Below are 19242 nucleotides of genomic sequence, written 5' to 3' on the forward strand. Positions count from 1 at the left end.
TGGGCGCGCTGGCGGTGCTCATCGGCTACGGGGGCGGTCGCGCCTGGGCAGCCGCTCGACGGCCAGGTCGTAGGAATCCTCGACCGCGTCGGCGATCAGCCGCTCGGTGATGCCGGGGCCCGGCCCGAGCGAGATCCAGTGGTATTTGTCGAGGTAGCGGCCCGGTGTGATCGAGGCATAACCGTGCACGCGCGCGCGGGCGTGTTCGGGTTCGCACTTGACCGTGATGATCTGGTCGACCGGGTCGTCGGTGACGATCAGGAACACCTTGCTCGCGACCTTGTACACGTCGAGTCCCGGGGTGAAGGGGTAGCCGTGGCTGACGCCCGGGAGGGCCAGGGCCGCCCGGCGGGCGGTGCCCTGAAGCCGGTCACCGGCCGCGCTCACCGGTCCCCCCGCGTGCCGGTGCCGTAGGTGTGCGGGTCGACAGGCCGCTCGGCCTTGGGCAGCTGGGCGACGACGAGCCGGTAGGAGTCGGTGACGAGCTCCCTGACGAGCTCCTTGTCGACGCCTTCTCCGCCCTCCACGGTGATCCAGTGCTTCTTGTTCATGTGATAGCCGGGGGTGATGTGGCTGTACTGCTCCCGCAGGGCGTGGGCCTCGTCGGGGTCCGCCTTGAGGATCACGACGGGCCGCCCCGGGACTTCCGTCATCAGCATGAAGACCTTGCCGCGCACCTTATAGACCTCCCAGTCGGGGCCGAAGGGGTGCTCCAGGTGGGCTCCGGGGAGTTCCTCCGCGCAGTCGGCGGCGGTCTGGTGCAGGGCAGATCCGTTCATGGGGCGTTGCCTTCCTCAGGTGGTGACGGACTGTGGCATCGAGGAATGTGGAGGGCGCGCCGCGCGGGCGCGGTGGCTCGTCCCATCCTTCCGCCGCAGCCGCCCGGAAGGGCGGTAGGCTGCGGACACGTGATGGTCGACATGCGACACCCCGATCCGAGTGGACGCGCGGCCGGTCCGGCTGCGGTTCCGCTGTTCGGTTTCCAGCCCCCGGTCGGTACCCCGTACGGCCTTGAGGTGAGTACCGTCGAGGACTTCTTCGCCCACCACGACGACTGGCCGTGGAACCCGCCCCGTCCGGGCCGCGCCACCTTCCACTACCTCATCGCGGTCACCGAGGGTGAGCTGCGGCACGACGTCGACCACGTCACGCGGACCGTCACCCCCGGCCAGTGGCTGTGGGTGCGTCCCGGACACGCACAGTGCTGGCATCCGCCCGGCGCGGCCCGCGGCCCGTTCATCCTGTTCGAACCGGACGTGCTGCGGCCCGACCTCGCCCGTCTCCTGGCCCCGCTCACCGCGCACGACGCCCCTGCCGTGCTCAGCCCGCCCCCCGACGACACCGCCTGGCTCCAGCAGACCGCACTCCAGCTCCTGGACGAACACCGCGCACTGGGACGCCGCCCCCTCGACATCCACCACGCCCTGCGGCGCAGCCTGCTCGAATCACTGCTGCTGCGCCTGGCCAACTCCCCGGGCATCGCCCCCACCGGGACGGCCGCGGCCGGCGCGGGCCGCGCCGACAGATACCGACGCTTCCTGGACGCCTTGGAGCTGCACTTTCGCGAGCTGCACCAAGCCGCGGACTACGCCGAACTGCTCGGCTGCTCGGTCCGCACCCTCAGCCGCGCCGCCCAGGATGCCGCCGGCAAGGGAGTACGTGAACTCATCGACGAGCGGCGCCTCCTGGAAGCCCGGCGCCTGCTGGGAGCAGCCCGGTGGGACGCCCGTGCCGTGGCCGTCCACCTCGGCTTCACCGACCCCGCGAACTTCGGCCGCTTCTTCCGCGACCGCACCGGCCTCACCCCGGCCGCCTTCGCGGCCCGCGCAGCCGGGACCGACGCATGACGGAAACACGGCGCAGGCCCCTTGCCCGTCAGAAGGAGATGGCTCCCGGCGCGGTCACTCTGTGGTGAAGCTGGACAGTACCGCGGCCGGGAGGCGGCTGCCTGCCGAGCCGTGGGGAAGGATCTCGGCGATGCGGGCCAGATCGGCGGCCGAGAGCTGGACGTCGACGGCGCCGGCGTTCTCCTCGATGCGCTTGGTGCTGCGGGTGCCGGGAATGGGCGCGATGTCCTCACCCTGGGCGAGCAGCCAGGCCAGCGCGAGCTGGGCGGTGGTGATGCCCTTGGTGTCGGCCAGGTTCTTGAGCTGTTCGATGGCGTGCAGGTTGTACGTGTAGTTCTCGCCCTGCCAGCGCTCGTCCCAGCTGCGCATGTCGTCCGCGGGGTACTCGCTGGCGGGCTTGACCTGGCCGGTGAGGAAGCCGCGGCCGAGCGGGGAGTAGGGCACCAGGCCGATGCCGAGTTCCCGCAGGACGGGAAGGATCTTCTCCTCGACCTCCCGCTCGAAGAGCGAGTACTCGTACTGGAGCACGGAGACCGGGGTGACGGCGTGGGCGCGGCGGACGTACTGGGGGCCGACGTTGCTCAGGCCGAAGTACTTCACCTTGCCTTCGGTGATCAGTTCGCCGACCACGCCGGCGACCTCCTCGACCGGAATGTCGGGGTCGGAGATGTGCTGGTAGAAGAGGTCGATGTGGTCGCTCTGCAGGTAGCGCAGGCTGTTCTCGGCGACCTTGCGGATGTTTTCCGGGCGGCTGTCGAAGGCGGGGCTGGTCGCCGGGGCGGTCATGTCGAAGCCGAACTTGGTGGCGAGGGCCACCTCGTCGCGGAAGTTCTTGACTGCCTTGCCGAGGAGGATCTCGTTGCTGCCGGTACCGGCGCCGTACAGCTCGGCGGTGTCGAAGAAGTCGATCCCGAGTTCGTGGGCGCGGCGGATGGTCGCGATGCCCTCGTCGTCGTTCGAGGCGCCGTAGGCCATGGACATGCCCATGGTCCCCAGGCCGAGCGCCGAGACGCGCAGACCCTGAGAGCCCAGATTGCGGTGCTGCATGAGTTCACTCCCTCAGTGTTTCGCCGGCTTCACCCACGAAGGCCAAACCGAACTGTTCTGTTTGACTCTACGCACCGATCACCCGTGGCGCCAAACCGAACGGTTCGGTGTCTTATCCTCGGGTTATGTCCCAGTCCCGCGACTCAGGCCAGACCGCAGCGCCCGCCTCCGGCGGCGACACCACGCGCGAGCGCATTCTTGCCGCTGCCATGGAGGAGTTCGCCCGCCACGGCATCGCCGGCGCCCGCGTGGACCGCATCGCCAAGCTCGCCAGGACCAGCAAAGAACGCGTCTACGCCTACTTCCGCGGCAAAGATGCGCTCTATGCCGCTGTCGCTGCACGGGAGTATGTCGTCATCGCCGAGGCCACCCGGATGGACCCGTCCGACCTGCCTGGCTACGCGGGCCGCCTGTTCGACTACTTCGTCGCCCGTCCGGACCACCACCGCCTGATCACCTGGGGCCGCCTCGAACTGCCGGGCACCAGAGCCGTTGCCGACGATCCCGACCAGGCAGTGATCGCCCGCAAAATCGACCAGCTCCGCCGGGTGCAGCAGACTGGACAGCTCGACCCCGTCTGGGACCCGGCCGACGTCCTTGCCCTGGTCAACCAGATCGCCATGACCTGGGCGTCGCAACCCGAACTCAGCGAGGCCGCCGCGGCCCACGCCGTGGACCCCACCACCGCCGCCCGCCGCGCCGCGGTGGTGACCGCTGTCGAGCGGCTTTTCCCTCGAGCGCGCTGAGTCCCCGGACTGGCGGCCGCCCTGCGCGAACAATCCGTGACGGCCCCGATCGCTCTTGCCGCTCAAGTCGAGGGATCCGGGCTCAGTCGTCCAGGACGACGACGTGCTTGCCCGGCGTGGTACCGGACTCGAGGTCGGCCTGGGCGTCACGGACCTGTTCCAGGCCGTGGTAGACCTTCGCGACCGGGACCTTGAGGCGCCCATCGGCGATGGCGTGGAGCTGGTGGGCGAAGACGTCGGCCGGCAGGTCGGCGGCCTCGCCCGCATAGCTGGTCAGCCGCACCCCGTTGGGGATCATGAACGGGGTGAAGTCGGGGATCGTCCATTGCCCCGCCAGGGCTCCGGTGAAGCAGACGGTGCCGTGGCGGCGGACGGTGCGGAGGGTGTCGGCGAGGGCCGAGCAGCCCACCAGTTCCAGTGCGGCGTCCACGCCGTCCGACAGCAGCGCGCGCACCTGGTCGGCGAGGGTGCCGTCGTCGACAAGGGGATGGTCAACGCCCGCCGCCCGCAGTTCCCCGGCCCGGCCGGGGCTGCGGGTGGTGGACAGGACGGTGGCTCCGAGGTCCTTCGCGATGGTGGCCGCGCTCAGCCCGACCGTGGGCCGCGCTCAGCCCGACCGTGGAGGTGCCGCCGCGGATCAGCAGCGTCTGCCCGGCCTTGAGGTCCAGGCCGGTGGTCAGCGATCCGTAGGCGGTCTGGAACATCTCCGGCAGCGCACCGACGACCTCCCACGGCAGACTGGTCTCGAACGGGATGACCTGCGCCGCAGGGACGGTCACGTACTGGGCGTACGAGCCGTCGTACGAGCGGCCCATGTTGCCCGTCATGGTCGCCACCTGCTGTCCCGGCCGCAGTCCGCTGGCCTCGTCGGCCTCGTCGACCACGCCGACGCCCTCGATGCCGGGAACGCGCGGGTAGGTGACCTCCGCGTCCGACTCGCCCTTGCGGGTGGTGATCTCGGACTCGTTGACGCCGAACGCCTTCATCTGGATCCGCACCCAGCCGGGCTTGCGTATGGGCACCGGCACGTCCTTGATCTCCAGTGCTTCGAGGCCGCCGGGCCGGGTGACGACGACGGCCCGCATCGTCGCCGGTGCGGCGTCGCCGGCTGCTGTCCCTTGGCTCATACCCAGCTCCTTTACCGTGTTCGTCCCCGGGTGGCTCTGTGCTGTTCCGCATGTCCGTATTGCCTGATGGCCGTTAGGGGCGGTCGATGCCCTCCCACAGGTCGAGGGCCGCCTGGTAGTGGGCGCTCGCCTCGAAGGGAGGGTTGCCGACGCTTTCCGAGGTCGGACGGTCCGTGACGGCGGGCCACAGACGGGACTGCTCGCCGGTGACGAAGTCGAGCAGGATGTCGCGGATACGCGTGTCACGCTCGTCCTGCTCGGCACTGCGGCCTGGCTTTTCCTGGCCGACCAGGGCGTACATCTCGGTGCCGTGCACGGCGGGCGCGCCCTCGGCGGGTCCGATCACCAGGAGATGGGCGTTGCCGCCCGCGGCGGCGTGGGCCAGGGCACCGCGGGCGGCGGGGAGCGCGAAGAGGTAGTCCGCCATGAGCGCGGCGCGAACCTCGGCCGGGGTACGGCCGCCCTGGTCGTAGGCATGGACGATCTTCTTGGCGCGGGAGCGGGAGATGCGCCAGCCCGTGACCTCGTCGGTGACGCGGTCGAGCGTGTGCGGGTCGAACCGGTCGAGGTCGTTCGCCACCCACCAGCCCATGTCGTCGCTGGCCATGCTCAGCAGCACGTCGACACCGCGGTGCGCGCCCGAGGCCAGGACGTCCATGGGGTGGGCGTGCACCACCGCGCCGGGCTGTCCGATGTCCAGGACGACGCCGGTGGCCTGGTTGTCCACCCCGCCACGGACTCCGAGATCCGTCGGGGCGACCTTGTTCAGGGCGGCCACCAGGGAGGCCGTGTCGAGGTCGATCAGCTTGTCGGGGTTGTCTGCGACACCGAGTTCCGTGACGAACTGGTGCGCGAGCTCCTCGGCCCACCAGGCCGGGATGGAGCGGGCGGGCCCGCCGGAGAACCCGGCCAGGCGCCGGTACAGGCCGTTGGCGGAGGAGGCACTGAGCAGCCCGAAGGTGGTATAGGCGCCGCCGCTGTGGCCGTAGACGGTGACGTTGTCGGGATCGCCGCCGAAGTGGGCGATGTTCCGCTGGATCCAGGTGAGCGCGGCGATGGCGTCCTGCAGGAAGAGGTTGCTGGCCTCGGCGAGCCGCCCGCCGTACTGCGAGAGTGAGAGCGCGCCCAGGGCGCCGAGCCGGTAGTTGATCGACACACCCACCACGCGCCCCGTCGCGGCGAGGCCGGCGGCGTTCGAGGTGATCTGCGTGTTCGCGCCGTACTCGAATCCGCCGCCGTGGATGTACACGGCCACCGGCAGCGCCTCCCTGGCCGGCTGCTCGGGAGCCCACACGTTCAGGTTCAGGCAGTCCTCGCCCATCCCGCTGTCCGCTTCGAGCCAGTCACCGCTGTCGGGCTGGACGGAGACGACGCCCTTGCGGTCATAGGGGGGGTCCGGATCGAACTCCGCGACCACGGGGCGGCGGTACCGCTCGGCGGTGGCATACGGGATCCCCCACCAGGACCGTACCCCTGGTGCAGTCGGAGCCTTGGGTGTGGTGGCGGCCATGACATGTCCTTCCGGCGCGGTTCGGGTGATGTGGGAGGGTGCGTCGGCGGCTGATTGCTCGCCGTGGCGCCCTCCCATCCTTCCCCGGGATCCGACAAATCGCCCGGCGGAGAGCGGTCACTCGATGGTCGCCAGGTGACACTTTGCCGCTCCTCTTCTTCGTCATCCACGGCCCCTGCGTCCCTGCCGCCCCGGGCGTCACTCCGCTGCCCCTCCGCCGGTGGCCCTTCCGAGTCGCCGGACCACGCCTGCGCGCTTGCCTCCCCGGAGCGTCGCCGCCCCGTGCAAGCTCGGTGGCGTCGCTGTCTACGACGGCCGTGACCTATGCATGCGGCTCTGGCATGGGGCCTCGTACTTCACCGCTGTCAGGGAGAGGCAGCTGGGGCCGCTGTATGCGCCTCTGGGTTCCCTACGCGTGCTGACGCTGTTCGGGATCGTGTGTATCGGATGTAGTGGCGGATGCTGTCGTATGTGACCAAGTGGTCGTGGTGGTCCATGAGTTCGGTCCAGATCTGCCTTCCGTTGAGCTTCCTGCCGATCATGCCCTCGACCAAGTCGGCGAGTTCCCCTGTGATGGGTTCGGTCAGCGGACTCATCTCTGCGGTGGTCAGGCGTGGGACCTCCAGGGCGAAGCGGATGTCCGAGCAGCGGAGGTTGTGGCGCTTTGCGAGCGTGCGGATCTGGGTCCCCTTGAGGGCCTCTTGGGCGATGCGGTGGGCCAGGTCCTGGCGTCCGGCGAAGGGATTTCTGCTGGGGAGACGTCGGCGTGGTCTGTTTGTGCCGCCCAGGGAGTTGGCGTCGGCGAGAGCCCGTTCGAGTGCTTCGGGCGAGTGGCCGGCGGTGGTGGCGAGGTGTTCGAGGAGGGGCCTGCCGAACCACTGCGGTGGGCCGCAGAGATAGCAGTGCAGGAAGCTGGGCTGGAGATGGTTGGCGCGCGCCAGGCGTCGGATGTAGGAGTTGGTGGATTCTCCGAGGCAGGGGCGGAGTCGGACCGGCAGCGGCGCGAACCGGGGCGGAAGTTCGCTGTTCATCGGGACGCAGCGGATTTCGTGGCCATGGACGCCGTGGTGTGGGCGGTGTGGTCGAGCGGAATGGCCTGGAGGCTCTTCTTGGTGATTTTCTCGGTGCCGGTGAGGATGGCGTCGAGGGCGGCTCCGCGGATGGCGTGGGAGAGAGATCCGATCATGCCGCCGGTGTGGTTGTGCAGGAAGCGGTCCAGCTCGGTGAGTGTGCCAGGGCGGGGTTCGTGCAGTCGCAGGGTGTCTTCCATGGTGGCGACCAGGCCCTTCCATTCGCTGTTGTAGGGGAAGGGGCGGGAGGGGATCAGGGTGAAGCGGCCGGCGATCTGGGCGCCGCGTGTCCCGGACAGCAGCCCGGATTCGTCGATGTCGATGCCGGCATAGACGAAGGTGGCGGGCAGGCGTTCGGAGAAGTACTTGAGGGTGTCGGCGACTTCGGCGCCGTGGCGGCTGGTGAGTGAGATGTTGTGGAGTTCATCGACCAGCACCAGAGCGGTGCGGGTGTCGGTGCAGACACCGACGGCAGCCTCGATGATGTCCGTCATGTTCGAGCGGGCCCGTACCGGTAGGCCGAGGAAGCGTGCGAACTCGGTCGCGATCATGCGGGCGGTCGCGGCGGGCGGGACGGTGACATAGACGACCGGAATCCGGTGTGTGGCATGAGGGTGCCGGGCCCGGTCCAGTAGTTCATGGGAGAGCCCCAACTGAGTGATGGCGATATTCTTTCCGGTTCCCGCCGGGCCGGAAACGATCAGCCCGCGGCGGGCGCTGATCGCGTGCCGGTTCAGCAGCACCAGACGACGGCCGCAGATCGCCGTCCGCTCGACGAACGAGGTGGCGACGGTGAGCATCCGAGCGTGATGGTCAAGGCGGGACTCGTCATAGAGATCCCGCTTGGCTGGGTTCATCTGCTGCCAGGCACTGCGCGACGCCAAGACCAGGGGGGTGGGTGGGCCGTCGATGAACCTGCGCCATCCAGTCAACGTGTTCAGCTGCCGGTCGGCCTCGCCGTCGGTCTCCTGCAGCACGGTGCGTCGGGCCGCCGGTTTGGAGATGGTCACGTGCGCCTCCAAGGATCGGCCAGCGGGTCAAACAGGCCCAGCGGGATGACCTCTGCCAGCGCGGAGTCCGCCGTGTCCTTGTCCATGGGCTCGCTCTCGGCCGGTGGGTCAGGGATCTCCCGGCTCGGGGCGGTCGCTCGGGTGCGGGCTGCGACCCGGCGATCCCTCCTTGATCGTTTGACCGGAGGGCTCTTCTCGCCTGCAGGACCGTCGTGGGCGCGCTTGAGTAGGGCGGCTGCCGCTTCCGCGATCTGGGTTTCGCTGCCGTTCGGATTCTGCTGGAGGGCGTGGTCCCAGGCCATCTCGCCGAACGGGACGCCGACGCGGTGCAGATGCCGCCAGAACACAGTGATCCACCGGTCCCTTTCGCCGCGGCGGTCGCGTACCCAGATCCGGGAGATGTCGTAGGGGTCGTAGCGGACCTCCCACAAGCCCTTCTTCTCTGCGACTCCGGAGTGCTGACGGCGTAGCGGGTTCAACTCTGAGCTGTCGTAGGTGCGGCGCTTGATCCGGATGCCGTAGGCGTTGATCGCGTGCCACCGCTCCGGCAGAAGCTCGACGTAGTCCTCACCGCTCAACGGGGCCGGAACGTAGCCGCACGACTCCAGCAGCATCGCGTACTTCTCGTTCGGCGAGAACGCCCGCTTCGGCGCGCTGGGATCGCGCAGCGCGTCGTGCGGCCGGTTCTGCCAGACCGTGACGATCCACTCATCCAGCAGGTCCTGCAGCTCGGGCAACGACCACAGCGGTCCGTCTTCCACATGCCGACCACGGCGGTCGACCGAGCGGCCGGTGTACCCCGCGACGAACTGCGCGAAGAGCGTCGCCACCGATCCCAGCGTCTTCTCGATCACGCCCTTCTCGAAGGGCGACGCCTTGTGCGTCGGCTGCAGCGAGACGCCCAAGAAGCGGCAGGAGGCACGAAAGTTCTGCGAGATGAACACCTTGCCGTGATCGCAGACGATTGTCTCTGGAACGATCACCGGTCGCGCCGCCGCCTGCTCCAGCCGCTCGTCCAAGGCCAGCAGCCGCCGGTGCGGCAGGACCGACCGGGACATCCGCAGCGCCTGTGGCCAGCCCGGCCGCATCGTCTCCGGTGTGATGCTGCGGGCCAGGAGGGCGGAGGCGTCGGCCGCCTTCGTCGTCGGACGCAGCACTGCCGCCGTGATCGACCTGGACGCGATGTCGACCAGCACGGTCAACTCGACCTTCTCCGCGATGCCGTCATCCAGCCGTACCAAAACGTCCAACGGAGTGGAGTCGATCTGCATCAGCTCGCCCGGCGCGATAGCCGGGATTTCCCCGAACGGGCCGGCCGGACGCGCCTGCAACGAGCGGCGTGTCCTCGCCGAACCGGTCGCGTGCGTGCCGACCGCCAACTTGTCGAACAGGCGATAAAGCGTGCGCTCCGTAGGCAATTCGATGCCGTCAGTGTCCTCGCGGGACGCCAGGATCTCCTTCGTCCGCCAGATGATGAACCGGACCGTCCTTGAGGAGGCATCGGCCGTCTCGGCGATCGCCTGCCTCATTGCCTCGACCACCACTGGGGAGATCTGGCCGAAGTCGGGCAGCTTCTTGGCTGACCGGCCGTCCGCCAGCCCGACCAGCCCGTCGCGCTGATAACGCTGGCGCCGCTGCTTGATTCCACTGGCCGTCATCCGATGGCCCGCCGCGGTCAGCTCGGCGGCCTTGGCCCGCTCTCGCTCGGCCAGGCAACGTTGCCGAGGGTCGAACTCCGGTCGCGGCACTGTCCCGTGGGGAGCATCCGGGGGCAATCCGTGCAGCACCTCCAGGATGTGTCCTTCCCACCAACGGGCCTGTTCACAGCCTTCTTGGGGAACTCCGCGATCCGCGCCGTCGGCGGGACCCGACACTCCTTGCTCGTCATCCGGCACTCCCGCCAGCCCGGTGCGCGACCGTGCGCGGCCCGAGCAGTTCGATGTCCATCTGCTCGGCCGACAACTCGTGCTTCCACATGAGGTGGAACAACACAGGCAGCGTCGCGAGCCGGTCGCCAGCCGCATCGGCCCCGGCCATCAGCGGCCCCGGCTGCGAGAAGACCTCCAACAGCCGAGCTGCTACCGGCTCCCGTCGGCAGCGGGGGTGCCGGTAGCGCGACAGCCACCGGACATTCGCCAGTAGGACTGCCTCCGGCGTCCCCACCCGCTCGAACCTCCACCCAACTTCCGCGCAGGCCCTGCGCGTCAATTCGAACGCTTCGGCGTCCCGCGGCGCGATCCAGCCGTCGGCACGGACATCGACGACCACCGCCGAGCCATCGACCCGGCGTACGAAGAAGTCCGGGGCATGCCGACGCTCACGTTCCCCGTCGTGCCAGTGCAGCCAGAATGGCTGGGACGCTATCCCCACCACAGCAGGATCGAAGTCCATGAGCACCAGCCGGTCCCGCTCCAACCAGGACTCGAAACCGACGTGCTGCCCTGTAGTCGCCGCCCAGTACCACCCGGGGAAATTGCGGCCACCCCACGACCACCGAAACGGCCGGACCGGCACCGAGTCTTCGAACCTGGCCGTCGCGCAGTCCAGTAACGGACGACGCCGCTTACTCCCGCGCTTGTCGTCCACAGGACACGACACCTCGACGTACGGGGCAGTGCTCTCCACCCCTGTCGATACCGGCATTCGACACCCCCAGCGTGATCGCCCCTTCGACTAGATTCACTGTCAGAAAAGTCGAAACGACTGAGTTCGCTGTCAAACGCCTCGATTGGATGACAAAGGACAGGAGGCCGACGCGTTCGGCCCGTGGCCCGTGGGAGGACTGGGGCCCGCACAGACAGATGCCGTCCGGGCCCACCGGGTGCGGGTGACCGGCGCCGTCAGCGGTCCGCCGGAACCTCGTGCAGTGCGACGACCGACGTGAAGATCTCCGCGTCGTTCTGCTCCGCCGTGATCAGCATGCGAGGCCGCCCGTCCAGGTCGCGGGGCAGGGCCTTGGCCGTGACCCAGCACGGCGCGTCGAGCTCGGCGTACCGGCTGAAGTCGCACTGCATGCCGACGACCAGCGTCTGCCGCGGGTGCGCCGCCGCCTGCGCGGCCTGGCGCGCGGCTTCGAGGAGCAGCATGCCCGGGGCGTGGTCGACGGGGTGGTCGAAGAGGACGGGGTGCGAGATGTCCGTCCGCAGCTGCCAGCGGAGGGGGATGTCGGTGTACGAGAGCACGACGTCCTGGAAGCGGTCGCGGCCCGTCTGCTGCGTGGGCGAGGGCGGCGGCAGCGGCAGGGCCCGCGCGTTCGCGCTCTCGACGTCGGCGTACCGTCCGCGCAGCCGCTCGTAGACGGCCCGGTCCTGGATGGTGAAACTGGTCCTGGCGGTGGCCAGTCGGCGGCCCGCGCGTTCGGCCTCGACGAAGAGCGTGACGGCGGTCGCCCGTTCCTTGCGGTACTTCACGTCCGAGGAGGTGATGTGGAGCTCGATCTCGGCGTCGGCGCCGGCCTCGACCCACAGCGCGTCCGGGTCGACGTCCCAGCCGAAGTCCTTCCAGACTAAGTGGTGCCCCAAAGGAACGTCGTACGCGGCATGGGACAGCAGCGGCAGCGTCTGGCGTACCGTCTCCGTCAGGAGGAGGGGGTCGTGCCTTCCGAACCGGGCCAGGTAGAACGCGTGGTCACGTGGCCATCGGGCGGTGACGGTGAAGGTGTCGTCCCCCGTCCGATGCCAGCTCGTGAGGAGTATTTCGGCGGGATTCGTCTTATGGGTGTACGACATGGGCACAGGCGCGGGACCGGTGGTCGCCCGGTCTCTCGCAAGGTCTATCGAAGGCACAACAGTTCTCCCCTGACTGTTCCACGACATTCGCGGGGTTTCGAGCACTGGTGTCTCGACTGTCCGCGCACATAAGATAGTGGTCACTCTTTTTCTTTGTCGAGGTAATACGAGGTACCGGGCCAGTGGCGGGACAAATGCAGGAACGGGCAATCCGCACAAGGGAGTTGGTGCTCCGGGCCGCAGCGGAAGTGTTCGACGAATCCGGGTACCTCGGCGCGAGCATCACCAAGATTCTGGAGCGGGCGGGCGTCACGGCGGGTGCCGTGTACTTCCATTTCCGGTCGAAGGAGGGACTGGCCCGCGCGGTCATCCTCGAACAGGCCGCGGATCTGCAGTTCCCCGAGGGGGAGGGCGGCCTCCAGCAGCTCCTGGACATGACCGGGTATCTCGCGGTCGAGATGCAGCGCAACACCCTGCTGCGGGCCGGTGTCCGACTGGCGGTCGAGCAGGGGGTGGTGGGCAAGCAGGAGTACTCGATCTACGAGTGGTGGGCCGACCGCTTCCACCAGGAGCTCGTCGTGGCCCGCCAGAAGGACCAGCTGCTCGACGGCGTGGACGAGGCCGCGTTCGCGCAGCTCCTGGTCGCCGCGTACACCGGTACGCAAGTCATGTCCCAGCTCTCCACCGGCCGTGCCGACCTGCCCCGTCGGATCGCCGACATGTGGCGCTGTCTGCTGCCGGCCCTGGCGCCGGCCTCTGTCATCTCCGGCCTGCGGATCCCCGAGGGTGACACGGTGGGCGCCACGTGAGCCGTCCCCTTCGGATCGTGCTGACCGGGGCGACGGGCTTCGTGGGCTCACGGGTGCTGTACGGACTGGCCGCGTCCGCGCGCGAGAGCGGCCGCGAGATCACGATCCAGACGCTCGGCCGCGCCGCTCCCGCGCCCTCCTCGGCCGCGCCCGGCGTGACGTGGACGCCCGTGGACCTGACGGACCGGGGGTCGCTGCGGAACGCCGCGAGCGGCGCGGACGTCCTGGTCCACCTCGCCTCACGGATCTCCGGCGACGAGGCCCAGTGCGCGAAGGTCAACGTCGAGGGCACGGCGGCACTCGTCGACGAAGCGGCGCGATGGGGCGTGGGCCGCATCGTGCACTTGTCGACCGCCGCGGTCTACGGACCGGGCCCGCACCACGGGATCACGGTCGACGAGATCGCCCCCGCGCCGGTGTCCGCGGCCAGCCGCACCCGGCTGGCCGGCGAGAAACCGGTGCTGGCGGCGGGCGGGATCGTCCTGCGACCCGGGCTCGTACTCGGCGCCGGCGATCGCTGGGTCGTGCCCGCCCTCGCGGAGCTGATGGACCGCGTACCGGCCCGGTGGGACGGTGGCCGCGGCCTGCTGTCCCTGGTGGACGTGGACGACCTGGCCCGCCTGATCACCACACTGGCGACCGCTCCGGACGCCCCCGCGTCCGGTGTGTACCACGCCGGCCACCCCGAACCCGTGTCCAACGGCGACCTGATGGCGGAGCTGGCCGCGCTGGACGTGCTGCCGGCCGCCGAGGAGAACTGGACGTGGGAGGCGTGTCTCGACCGGCTGGGCCGTGTCCCGGGCCGCGTGAGTGAGCGTCAGTTCTCGCTGCTCGCCCAGGACCACTGGTACCGCAGCGACGAGATCTGGCGCCTGACGGCCTGCCCCCCGGGCCCGGGAGCCGTGGCCCGCCTCGCTGCCGCGGCCCCCTGGTACCGGTCGTTCCTCGCGGAAGGCTGAGGGCGGGGACGCACGCGTACCGGCGCCGTGGGGTGGGCGCCGGTGACGCGGTCGGCCGGACAAGGAGCCGCCGGCCGACCGCTACCGGATCGCGCTCGACCTCGGCGTCGGATGCAGTATCCGGCAGGGTGAGGCGTTCGGCTTCGGGCCAGGTGATATCCGCGGCGACTCCGTGCGCGGGGAACGGGGGCGAGGGTTTCCGGGGCACGCGTCGCGGGCGGGTGGCGTGGGGGCGGCCTCGCGCGCGGGGCCGGAGCGGTCACCGTCGGCGGTGCTCCGCACGTCGAGGAGCGGCCACCTCGGGCACGTTCGACGAGCGGGCCACCTCGGACAAACGGAGCGCGAGAAGGGCTTCGTGGTCGATGGTTGGCCGAAATTGAACAGCTGGTGGTGGGATTCGGGCCATGAACGCTCTGGGCGGGAACGTTTTTGACGCTCCGTCAGTGACAGTGAGTGGAAGTAATCCCTCGTCTTCTCCCCCGATGTCCGGTTCGTTCGGCCTCACCCGCGCTACCACGACGGGCCGTACGGGCGATCGATTCACGACGAACTCGGATTGCTTACTGACTATGCGGTCAGCTGCGTTCCCTCGCTCAATGGGGTGGCTAGCATGGGCCGTACCCGGTCGGAAGATCGCCCTCCTCTTGGCTGACCCCCTTCCCGGCCCGCGGCCGCCCTGTTCCGGTCGCCCCCACCCCCTGCTCTCACGGACCGAGGGACCGCACCATGTCAGTGCCTGCTCCGCCCCGCCAGCATCCATCGGCGAGGGCGCCGCGCACCTCACCCGCCCCGTCGCTGGCCGTGCTGGTGACGAGCGCCGCCGCCGGCGGCGCGGCGGTCGCCCTGGCACCGTCCGACGCCCACACCTGGGCCCTGATCGTGGTGGTGACCGCCTGGGTGTGCGTGGCCGTCACCGTCCTCGTCGGCCACCGGCTCGTCCACCGGGCCCGGAGCGCGGCCACCGAGCAGGAGTCGGCGAACAGCCGTCTCAGGGCGGAGGCGGCCCGGCAGTCGGCCGAGATCTCGCACCTGGCCGGTGTGACGCTGCCCGCCGTGGCCAAGCGGCTGCGGGAGGGCACGAGCGCGGCCGAGGTGCTGGGCAGCGTGCCCCCGCCGTCCGACCCGCAGCTGCAGCGGCTCTCGCACGCCTTCGCCACCGCCGTCGAGGAGGACGTGCGGCGGGCGGCCGCTCTGGACGGCGAGTACCGGAAGGCGCGGCACGAACTGGACCAGGCGGTGGCCGAGTTGGACCGGCTCGCACGGGAGACGCTGCCCACCGCGGTCGCCCGGCTGCGCGACGGCCGGTCCGCCGACACCGTGCTCGCCGAGGTCGACCTGCCCCGGCTGCCCGCGGTGCGCACCCCGGCCGAATCGTTTGTCCGCGAGCTCGCGCACAGCGAGCGGCGCGCCGCCGCGGCACAGGCCGCCTCCGCCAAGGCGCTCAGCCGCGTCCAGGCCAAGGCCGTGAGGATGCTCGCCGACCTGCGGGACATGCAGGAGCGGCACGGCGAGGAGGTCTTCGGAGACCTGCTGAAGCTGGACCACAGCACTTCCCAGCTCGGTCTGATGACCGACCGGCTGGCACTGCTCATGGGCGGCAGGTCCAGCCGCGCCTGGAACAAGCCGATCGTGATGGAGAGCATCCTGCGCGGTGCGGTCGGCCGCATCGCCGCCTACCAGCGGGTGCGCCTGCACTGCTCCACCCGCGCCGCGGTCTCCGGCTTCGCCGCCGAGGGCGTCATGCACCTGCTCGCCGAGCTGATGGACAACGCCGCGAACTTCTCCCCGCCCATCGACGAGGTGCACGTCTACGTCGAGGACCGCAGCGCCGGCATCGTCGTCACCATCGAGGACAGCGGCCTGAAGATGGCCGACGCGGCGATGCGCCGCGCCGAGGAGGCCGTGACCGGCCGCGTCACCGACCTCGCCTCGCTGCAGGGCACCCGGCTCGGCCTGGCCGTGGTGGGACGGCTCGCGCTGAAGTACGGCATCAGCGTCAACTACCGCCCCTCCTCCCGCGGCGGCACCGGCGTCGTCGTCCTGCTGCCCCTGAATCTGCTCGCCCAGCAGCGCGAGATGGTCCCGCAGGAGACGGCCCCCAGGCCCGCCGCGGTGGCCGCGTCCACGCCTGCCGCGCTCCCGCCCGCCGCGCCCGCGCCCGCCCCGGAGCTGCCCGCCGCGCCCGCGCGCGCCCCGGAGCTGCCCGCCGTCACCGACCGTCCCGCAGCCGCGGAGCGGTTCGCGGTCACGGAGCGGCCCGCCGCGCGGCCGGAGCTGCCCGAACAGGGACGGCACCGGCGGTCCGACGCCAGCACGCCGAACGGCCTGCCGGTCCGCGCCCCCGGCCGCACCATGGCCGAGGCGGAGCGCGAACGCGAGCAGCGGCTGTCGGCGGCGTCCGAGCAGACCGGTGACGTACCGGCGACGCAGCGCCCGGCGCGCGACGCGGGCTCGCGGTTCGGCGCCTTCGCCCGCGCACGCCAGTCCGGAAACGGCACCGCCGCACCGGGCGCCCGGCCCGAGGCCGAGCCGCCGACGGCTCCGTAGTCCCACCCCTTCCCGTACGGCGCCCGGGGCGACGGCGCCCTTCCCGCTCGAGTTCGTGAGATAGGAGGAACGGGCCGGTGACCGGTCAGCCGGGCACCACCGTCCCAACACCCATCATGCAGACCACCGACAACAGCCTTAGCTGGCTCCTCCACGGTCTCCTGGAGCAGACCCCCGGCACGCGGCACGCCCTGGTTCTGTCCCGGGACGGCCTGAAGCTCTGCTGGAGCGAACACCTGACGCTCGACCGGGCCGACCAGCTCGCGGCGATCTGCTCCGGCATCCAGGCCCTCGCCCAAGGTGCCTCCGTGGAGTTCGGCGACGGCACCGGCGGCGTCCGGCAGTCGATGACCGAGTTCCACGGCGGCCTGCTGTTCATCGTGGAGGCCGGCGAGGGGGCGCACCTCGCCGTCGTCGCCGGGGAGGACGCCGATCCCGGGGTGGTGGGCCACCAGATGACGGAGCTGGTCGAGCAGATCGGCGAGCACCTGCGGGCCGAACCGCGGGACCAGGCCCGGGAGAGCGGCACCTCGTGATGCGCAAACCCGTCGACACGGGTGACCCCGACCGGCTCTACACGGTCACCGGCGGACGGAGCCGCGCCGACGACTCCTTCGACCTGGTCACCCTCATCGTCAGCGAGTCCGGGCCCGTGCCGGGGATGCAGTCGGAGCACGCCCGGATCCTGGAGCTGTGCCGGCATCCCACCGCCGTCGTCGAGGTCGCCGCGGAGATCGGTCTGCCGATCACGGTGGTGCGGATCCTGCTGGGCGACCTGCTGGACACCGGCCGCATCACCGCCCGCCATCCGCCCGCGCCACGGTCCGTCGCCTCGCTGCCCGATTCCGCCCTACTCCAGGAGGTGCTCCATGGGCTCCGCAACCTCTGAGCTGCCCTCCCACCGCACACCGCTGAACGACACAGCGGAGACCGGTCTGAAGATCGTCGTCGTGGGCGGGTTCGGTGTCGGCAAGACGACCCTGGTCCGCTCGGTGAGCGAGATACGGCCGCTCAACACCGAGGAGGTGATGACCCAGGCGGGTGTGGGCGTCGACGAGACCAGCGCGGTGGCGTCCAAGACCACCACGACGGTCGCCTTCGACTTCGGCCGGATCAGCCTCAACGACCGCATGGTGCTGTACTTGTTCGGAGCGCCCGGCCAGGAGCGCTTCTGGTTCCTGTGGGACAGACTGTTCTCGGGAACGCTGGGTGCCGTGGTCCTCGTGGACACGCGCCGGATGGACGACTCCTGGTACGCGATAGACCGGCTGGAGCACCACCGCACGCCCTTCGTGGTGGCCGTGAACCGGTTCGACGACGACACCGCCCGGTACTCCCTGGACGAGATCCGCCAGGCACTCGCCCTCCCGGCGCACGTGCCGATGGTCGACTGCGACGCGCGGGTCCGGCAGTCCGGCAAGGACGTGCTGATCACCCTCGTCAACCACCTCCATGCCATGGCCATCGCCGAGGAGACGACACTGTGACCGACTCCGGTTACCCCTCCGAGCACCAGGCGCCCCCACCGGGCTGCCCCGCCCACGCCGGCGCGGTGCGCCTGGGCGGGCTCCAGTACCAGCAGACGCCGTCGCAGCTCTACCGCGCGATGCGCCGGGAGCACGGCCCGGTCGCGCCGGTGCTGCTCGACGGCGACATCCCTGCCTGGCTGGTGCTCGGCTACTCCGAGGTCACGTACGTGACCAGCCACGACGAGCTGTTCGCGCGCGACTCGCGGCGCTGGAACCAGTGGGAGCACATCCCGCAGGACTGGCCGCTGCTGCCCTTCGTCGGATACCAGCCGTCGGTGCTGTTCACCGAGGGCGACGAGCACCGGCGGCGGGCCGGGGTGATCACCGAGGCGCTGGAGGGCGTCGACCAGTTCGAACTCGCCCGCGACTGCGAGCTGATCTCCGACGACCTCATCGCCCGCTTCGCCGGCAGCGGCCAGGCGGAGCTGATGGCCGACTACGCGCACGCCCTGCCGATGCGGGCCGTGGTGCAGATGTGCGGCATGCCGACCTCGGGCGAGGACACCAGCCGGCTCGTCGACGACCTGCGGATCTCGCTGGACGCGGGGGAGGGCGACGACCCGGTGGCCGCGTACGGGCGTGTCGCCGAGCGGTTGCGGCAACTGGTGAAGGACAAGCGGGCCGACCCGGGGCCGGACGTCACCTCGCGCATGCTGACCCACCCGGCGGGCCTGACCGACGAGGAGATCGTCCAGGACCTGATCTCCGTGATCGCCGCGGCGCAGCAGCCGACGGCGAACTGGATCTGCAACACGCTGCGGCTGCTGCTGACGGACGAACGGTTCGCCGTGAATGTGTCGGGCGGCCGGCTCAGCGTGGGCGAGGCGCTCAACGAGGTGCTGTGGCTGGACACGCCGACACAGAACTTCATCGGGCGGTGGGCCGTGCGGGACGTCCAGCTGGGCGGCCGGCAGATCCGGGCCGGCGACTGCCTGGTGCTGGGGCTGGCCGCGGCCAACACCGACCCGCAGATCTGGCCGGAGGCGCACGTGGGCGCGGAGAACGCCGCGCACCTGTCGTTCAGCAACGGCGAGCACCGCTGCCCGTATCCGGCCCCCCTGCTGGCGGACGTGATGGCGCGGACGGCGGTCGAGACGCTGCTGGAGCGGCTGCCCGACCTGGTGCTGGCGGCCGATCCGGAGGAGCTGACCTGGCGTCCGTCCATCTGGATGCGGGGGCTGTCGGCGCTTCCGGTGCGGTTCACCCCGGTGGTGCAGTAGCGCGGTGCCCGGCCCCGTGGCCGGGGCGCGGATCGTCACCACGGCGCGTGCCCCGGGCCCCGTGGCAGGGGCCCGGACCGCGGCGCGGACCGG

General features: G+C 70.4%; 18 protein-coding genes and 1 pseudogene. 9 read left to right on the forward strand and 10 right to left on the reverse strand.

The window, feature by feature from the left end; translation table 11 throughout:
• Positions 1–18: 18 nt before the first annotated feature.
• Together IE178_RS23625 and IE178_RS23630 are read right to left on the reverse strand one after the other, a co-directional pair.
• Positions 19–387 carry an MmcQ/YjbR family DNA-binding protein gene (locus IE178_RS23625; protein ID WP_193513698.1) on the reverse strand — a complete coding sequence of 123 codons (369 nt, stop codon included), beginning with the start codon at positions 385–387 and terminating at the stop codon, positions 19–21.
• A complete protein-coding gene (locus tag IE178_RS23630) occupies positions 384–779 on the reverse strand; it encodes an MmcQ/YjbR family DNA-binding protein (RefSeq protein ID WP_193513699.1) in 396 nt (131 codons plus the stop codon). Before IE178_RS23630 ends, IE178_RS23625 begins: the two co-directional genes overlap by 4 nt.
• A 237-nt stretch (positions 780–1016) precedes the next feature.
• Here IE178_RS23630 and IE178_RS23635 point away from each other — a divergent pair, with 237 nt between their 5' ends.
• Positions 1017–1847 carry a helix-turn-helix domain-containing protein gene (locus tag IE178_RS23635; RefSeq protein WP_193513700.1) on the forward strand — a complete coding sequence of 277 codons (831 nt, stop codon included), beginning with the start codon at positions 1017–1019 and terminating at the stop codon, positions 1845–1847.
• A gap of 54 nt (positions 1848–1901) precedes the next feature.
• Here the strand turns inward: IE178_RS23635 and IE178_RS23640 are convergent, their stop codons facing one another.
• Positions 1902–2894 (reverse strand): aldo/keto reductase, encoded by a 993-nt coding sequence (locus IE178_RS23640; protein ID WP_193513701.1) that lies wholly within the window; start codon positions 2892–2894, stop codon positions 1902–1904.
• A 125-nt stretch (positions 2895–3019) separates the two neighbouring features.
• On the opposite strand from IE178_RS23640, the gene IE178_RS23645 reads away from it, so the two are divergent.
• Positions 3020–3640, forward strand: a complete 621-nt coding sequence (locus IE178_RS23645; RefSeq protein ID WP_193513702.1) for a TetR/AcrR family transcriptional regulator — start codon at positions 3020–3022, stop codon at positions 3638–3640.
• A gap of 82 nt (positions 3641–3722) precedes the next feature.
• On the opposite strand, the pseudogene IE178_RS23650 reads toward IE178_RS23645, so the two are convergent.
• The 7 genes and pseudogenes from IE178_RS23650 to IE178_RS23680 form a co-directional block, all read right to left on the reverse strand.
• Positions 3723–4767: pseudogene (locus IE178_RS23650) on the reverse strand (alcohol dehydrogenase catalytic domain-containing protein).
• 73 nt (positions 4768–4840) lie between these two features.
• The gene (locus IE178_RS23655; protein WP_193513703.1) at positions 4841–6277 is read right to left on the reverse strand and encodes a carboxylesterase family protein; all 1437 of its coding nucleotides are present in this window, start codon (positions 6275–6277) and stop codon (positions 4841–4843) included.
• 365 nt (positions 6278–6642) lie between these two features.
• Entirely contained in the window at positions 6643–7308 is a 666-nt protein-coding gene (locus tag IE178_RS23660; RefSeq protein WP_193513704.1) for a TniQ family protein, read from the reverse strand.
• Entirely contained in the window at positions 7305–8357 is a 1053-nt protein-coding gene (locus tag IE178_RS23665; RefSeq protein WP_193513705.1) for a TniB family NTP-binding protein, read from the reverse strand. Before IE178_RS23665 ends, IE178_RS23660 begins: the two co-directional genes overlap by 4 nt.
• Positions 8354–10144, reverse strand: coding sequence for a Mu transposase C-terminal domain-containing protein (locus IE178_RS23670; protein ID WP_318280211.1), 1791 nt, complete (start codon positions 10142–10144; stop codon positions 8354–8356). The genes IE178_RS23665 and IE178_RS23670 overlap by 4 nt, the downstream gene beginning before the upstream one ends.
• A gap of 97 nt (positions 10145–10241) precedes the next feature.
• The gene (locus tag IE178_RS23675; RefSeq protein WP_193513706.1) at positions 10242–11000 is read right to left on the reverse strand and encodes a TnsA-like heteromeric transposase endonuclease subunit; all 759 of its coding nucleotides are present in this window, start codon (positions 10998–11000) and stop codon (positions 10242–10244) included.
• 197 nt (positions 11001–11197) lie between these two features.
• Positions 11198–12172: a ScbA/BarX family gamma-butyrolactone biosynthesis protein gene (locus tag IE178_RS23680; RefSeq protein WP_184765366.1), complete on the reverse strand. Its 975-nt coding sequence runs from the start codon at positions 12170–12172 to the stop codon at positions 11198–11200.
• 107 nt (positions 12173–12279) lie between these two features.
• On the opposite strand from IE178_RS23680, the gene IE178_RS23685 reads away from it, so the two are divergent.
• The 7 genes from IE178_RS23685 (at position 12280) to IE178_RS23715 (ending at position 19149) form a co-directional block, all read left to right on the forward strand.
• Complete coding sequence (locus IE178_RS23685; RefSeq protein ID WP_193513707.1) at positions 12280–12894, forward strand: ScbR family autoregulator-binding transcription factor; 615 nt, start codon at positions 12280–12282, stop codon at positions 12892–12894.
• On the forward strand, positions 12891–13853 hold the full coding sequence (locus tag IE178_RS23690) for an NAD-dependent epimerase/dehydratase family protein (protein ID WP_318280212.1): 963 nt from the start codon (positions 12891–12893) through the stop codon (positions 13851–13853). Before IE178_RS23685 ends, IE178_RS23690 begins: the two co-directional genes overlap by 4 nt.
• Before the next feature lie 726 nt (positions 13854–14579).
• Positions 14580–16400: a sensor histidine kinase gene (locus tag IE178_RS23695; protein ID WP_193513708.1), complete on the forward strand. Its 1821-nt coding sequence runs from the start codon at positions 14580–14582 to the stop codon at positions 16398–16400.
• Between the two features lie 116 nt (positions 16401–16516).
• Positions 16517–16936, forward strand: a complete 420-nt coding sequence (locus IE178_RS23700) for a roadblock/LC7 domain-containing protein (RefSeq protein WP_184765369.1) — start codon at positions 16517–16519, stop codon at positions 16934–16936.
• Entirely contained in the window at positions 16933–17289 is a 357-nt protein-coding gene (locus tag IE178_RS23705) for a DUF742 domain-containing protein (RefSeq protein ID WP_184765370.1), read from the forward strand. The genes IE178_RS23700 and IE178_RS23705 overlap by 4 nt, the downstream gene beginning before the upstream one ends.
• Entirely contained in the window at positions 17270–17887 is a 618-nt protein-coding gene (locus tag IE178_RS23710; protein ID WP_184765371.1) for a GTP-binding protein, read from the forward strand. The genes IE178_RS23705 and IE178_RS23710 overlap by 20 nt, the downstream gene beginning before the upstream one ends.
• Positions 17884–19149, forward strand: a complete 1266-nt coding sequence (locus IE178_RS23715) for a cytochrome P450 (RefSeq protein WP_184765372.1) — start codon at positions 17884–17886, stop codon at positions 19147–19149. Before IE178_RS23710 ends, IE178_RS23715 begins: the two co-directional genes overlap by 4 nt.
• Positions 19150–19242 lie beyond the last annotated feature (93 nt).

This window comes from Streptomyces griseoloalbus, from assembly GCA_014650015.1.
Taxonomy (GTDB): domain Bacteria; phylum Actinomycetota; class Actinomycetes; order Streptomycetales; family Streptomycetaceae; genus Streptomyces; species Streptomyces griseoloalbus.

Excerpts from the sequence above, each read along its gene's own strand:
- IE178_RS23630 (WP_193513699.1), bottom strand. The coding sequence starts at position 779 with ATGAACGGATCTGCCCTGCACCAGACCGCCGCCGACTGCGCGGAGGAA.
- IE178_RS23640 (WP_193513701.1), bottom strand. The coding sequence starts at position 2,894 with ATGCAGCACCGCAATCTGGGCTCTCAGGGTCTGCGCGTCTCGGCGCTC.
- IE178_RS23645 (WP_193513702.1), top strand. The coding sequence starts at position 3,020 with ATGTCCCAGTCCCGCGACTCAGGCCAGACCGCAGCGCCCGCCTCCGGC.
- IE178_RS23655 (WP_193513703.1), bottom strand. The coding sequence starts at position 6,277 with ATGGCCGCCACCACACCCAAGGCTCCGACTGCACCAGGGGTACGGTCC.
- IE178_RS23660 (WP_193513704.1), bottom strand. The coding sequence starts at position 7,308 with ATGAACAGCGAACTTCCGCCCCGGTTCGCGCCGCTGCCGGTCCGACTC.
- IE178_RS23675 (WP_193513706.1), bottom strand. The coding sequence starts at position 11,000 with ATGCCGGTATCGACAGGGGTGGAGAGCACTGCCCCGTACGTCGAGGTG.
- IE178_RS23680 (WP_184765366.1), bottom strand. The coding sequence starts at position 12,172 with ATGTCGTGGAACAGTCAGGGGAGAACTGTTGTGCCTTCGATAGACCTT.
- IE178_RS23685 (WP_193513707.1), top strand. The coding sequence starts at position 12,280 with ATGCAGGAACGGGCAATCCGCACAAGGGAGTTGGTGCTCCGGGCCGCA.
- IE178_RS23695 (WP_193513708.1), top strand. The coding sequence starts at position 14,580 with ATGTCAGTGCCTGCTCCGCCCCGCCAGCATCCATCGGCGAGGGCGCCG.
- IE178_RS23700 (WP_184765369.1), top strand. The coding sequence starts at position 16,517 with ATGCAGACCACCGACAACAGCCTTAGCTGGCTCCTCCACGGTCTCCTG.
- IE178_RS23710 (WP_184765371.1), top strand. The coding sequence starts at position 17,270 with ATGGGCTCCGCAACCTCTGAGCTGCCCTCCCACCGCACACCGCTGAAC.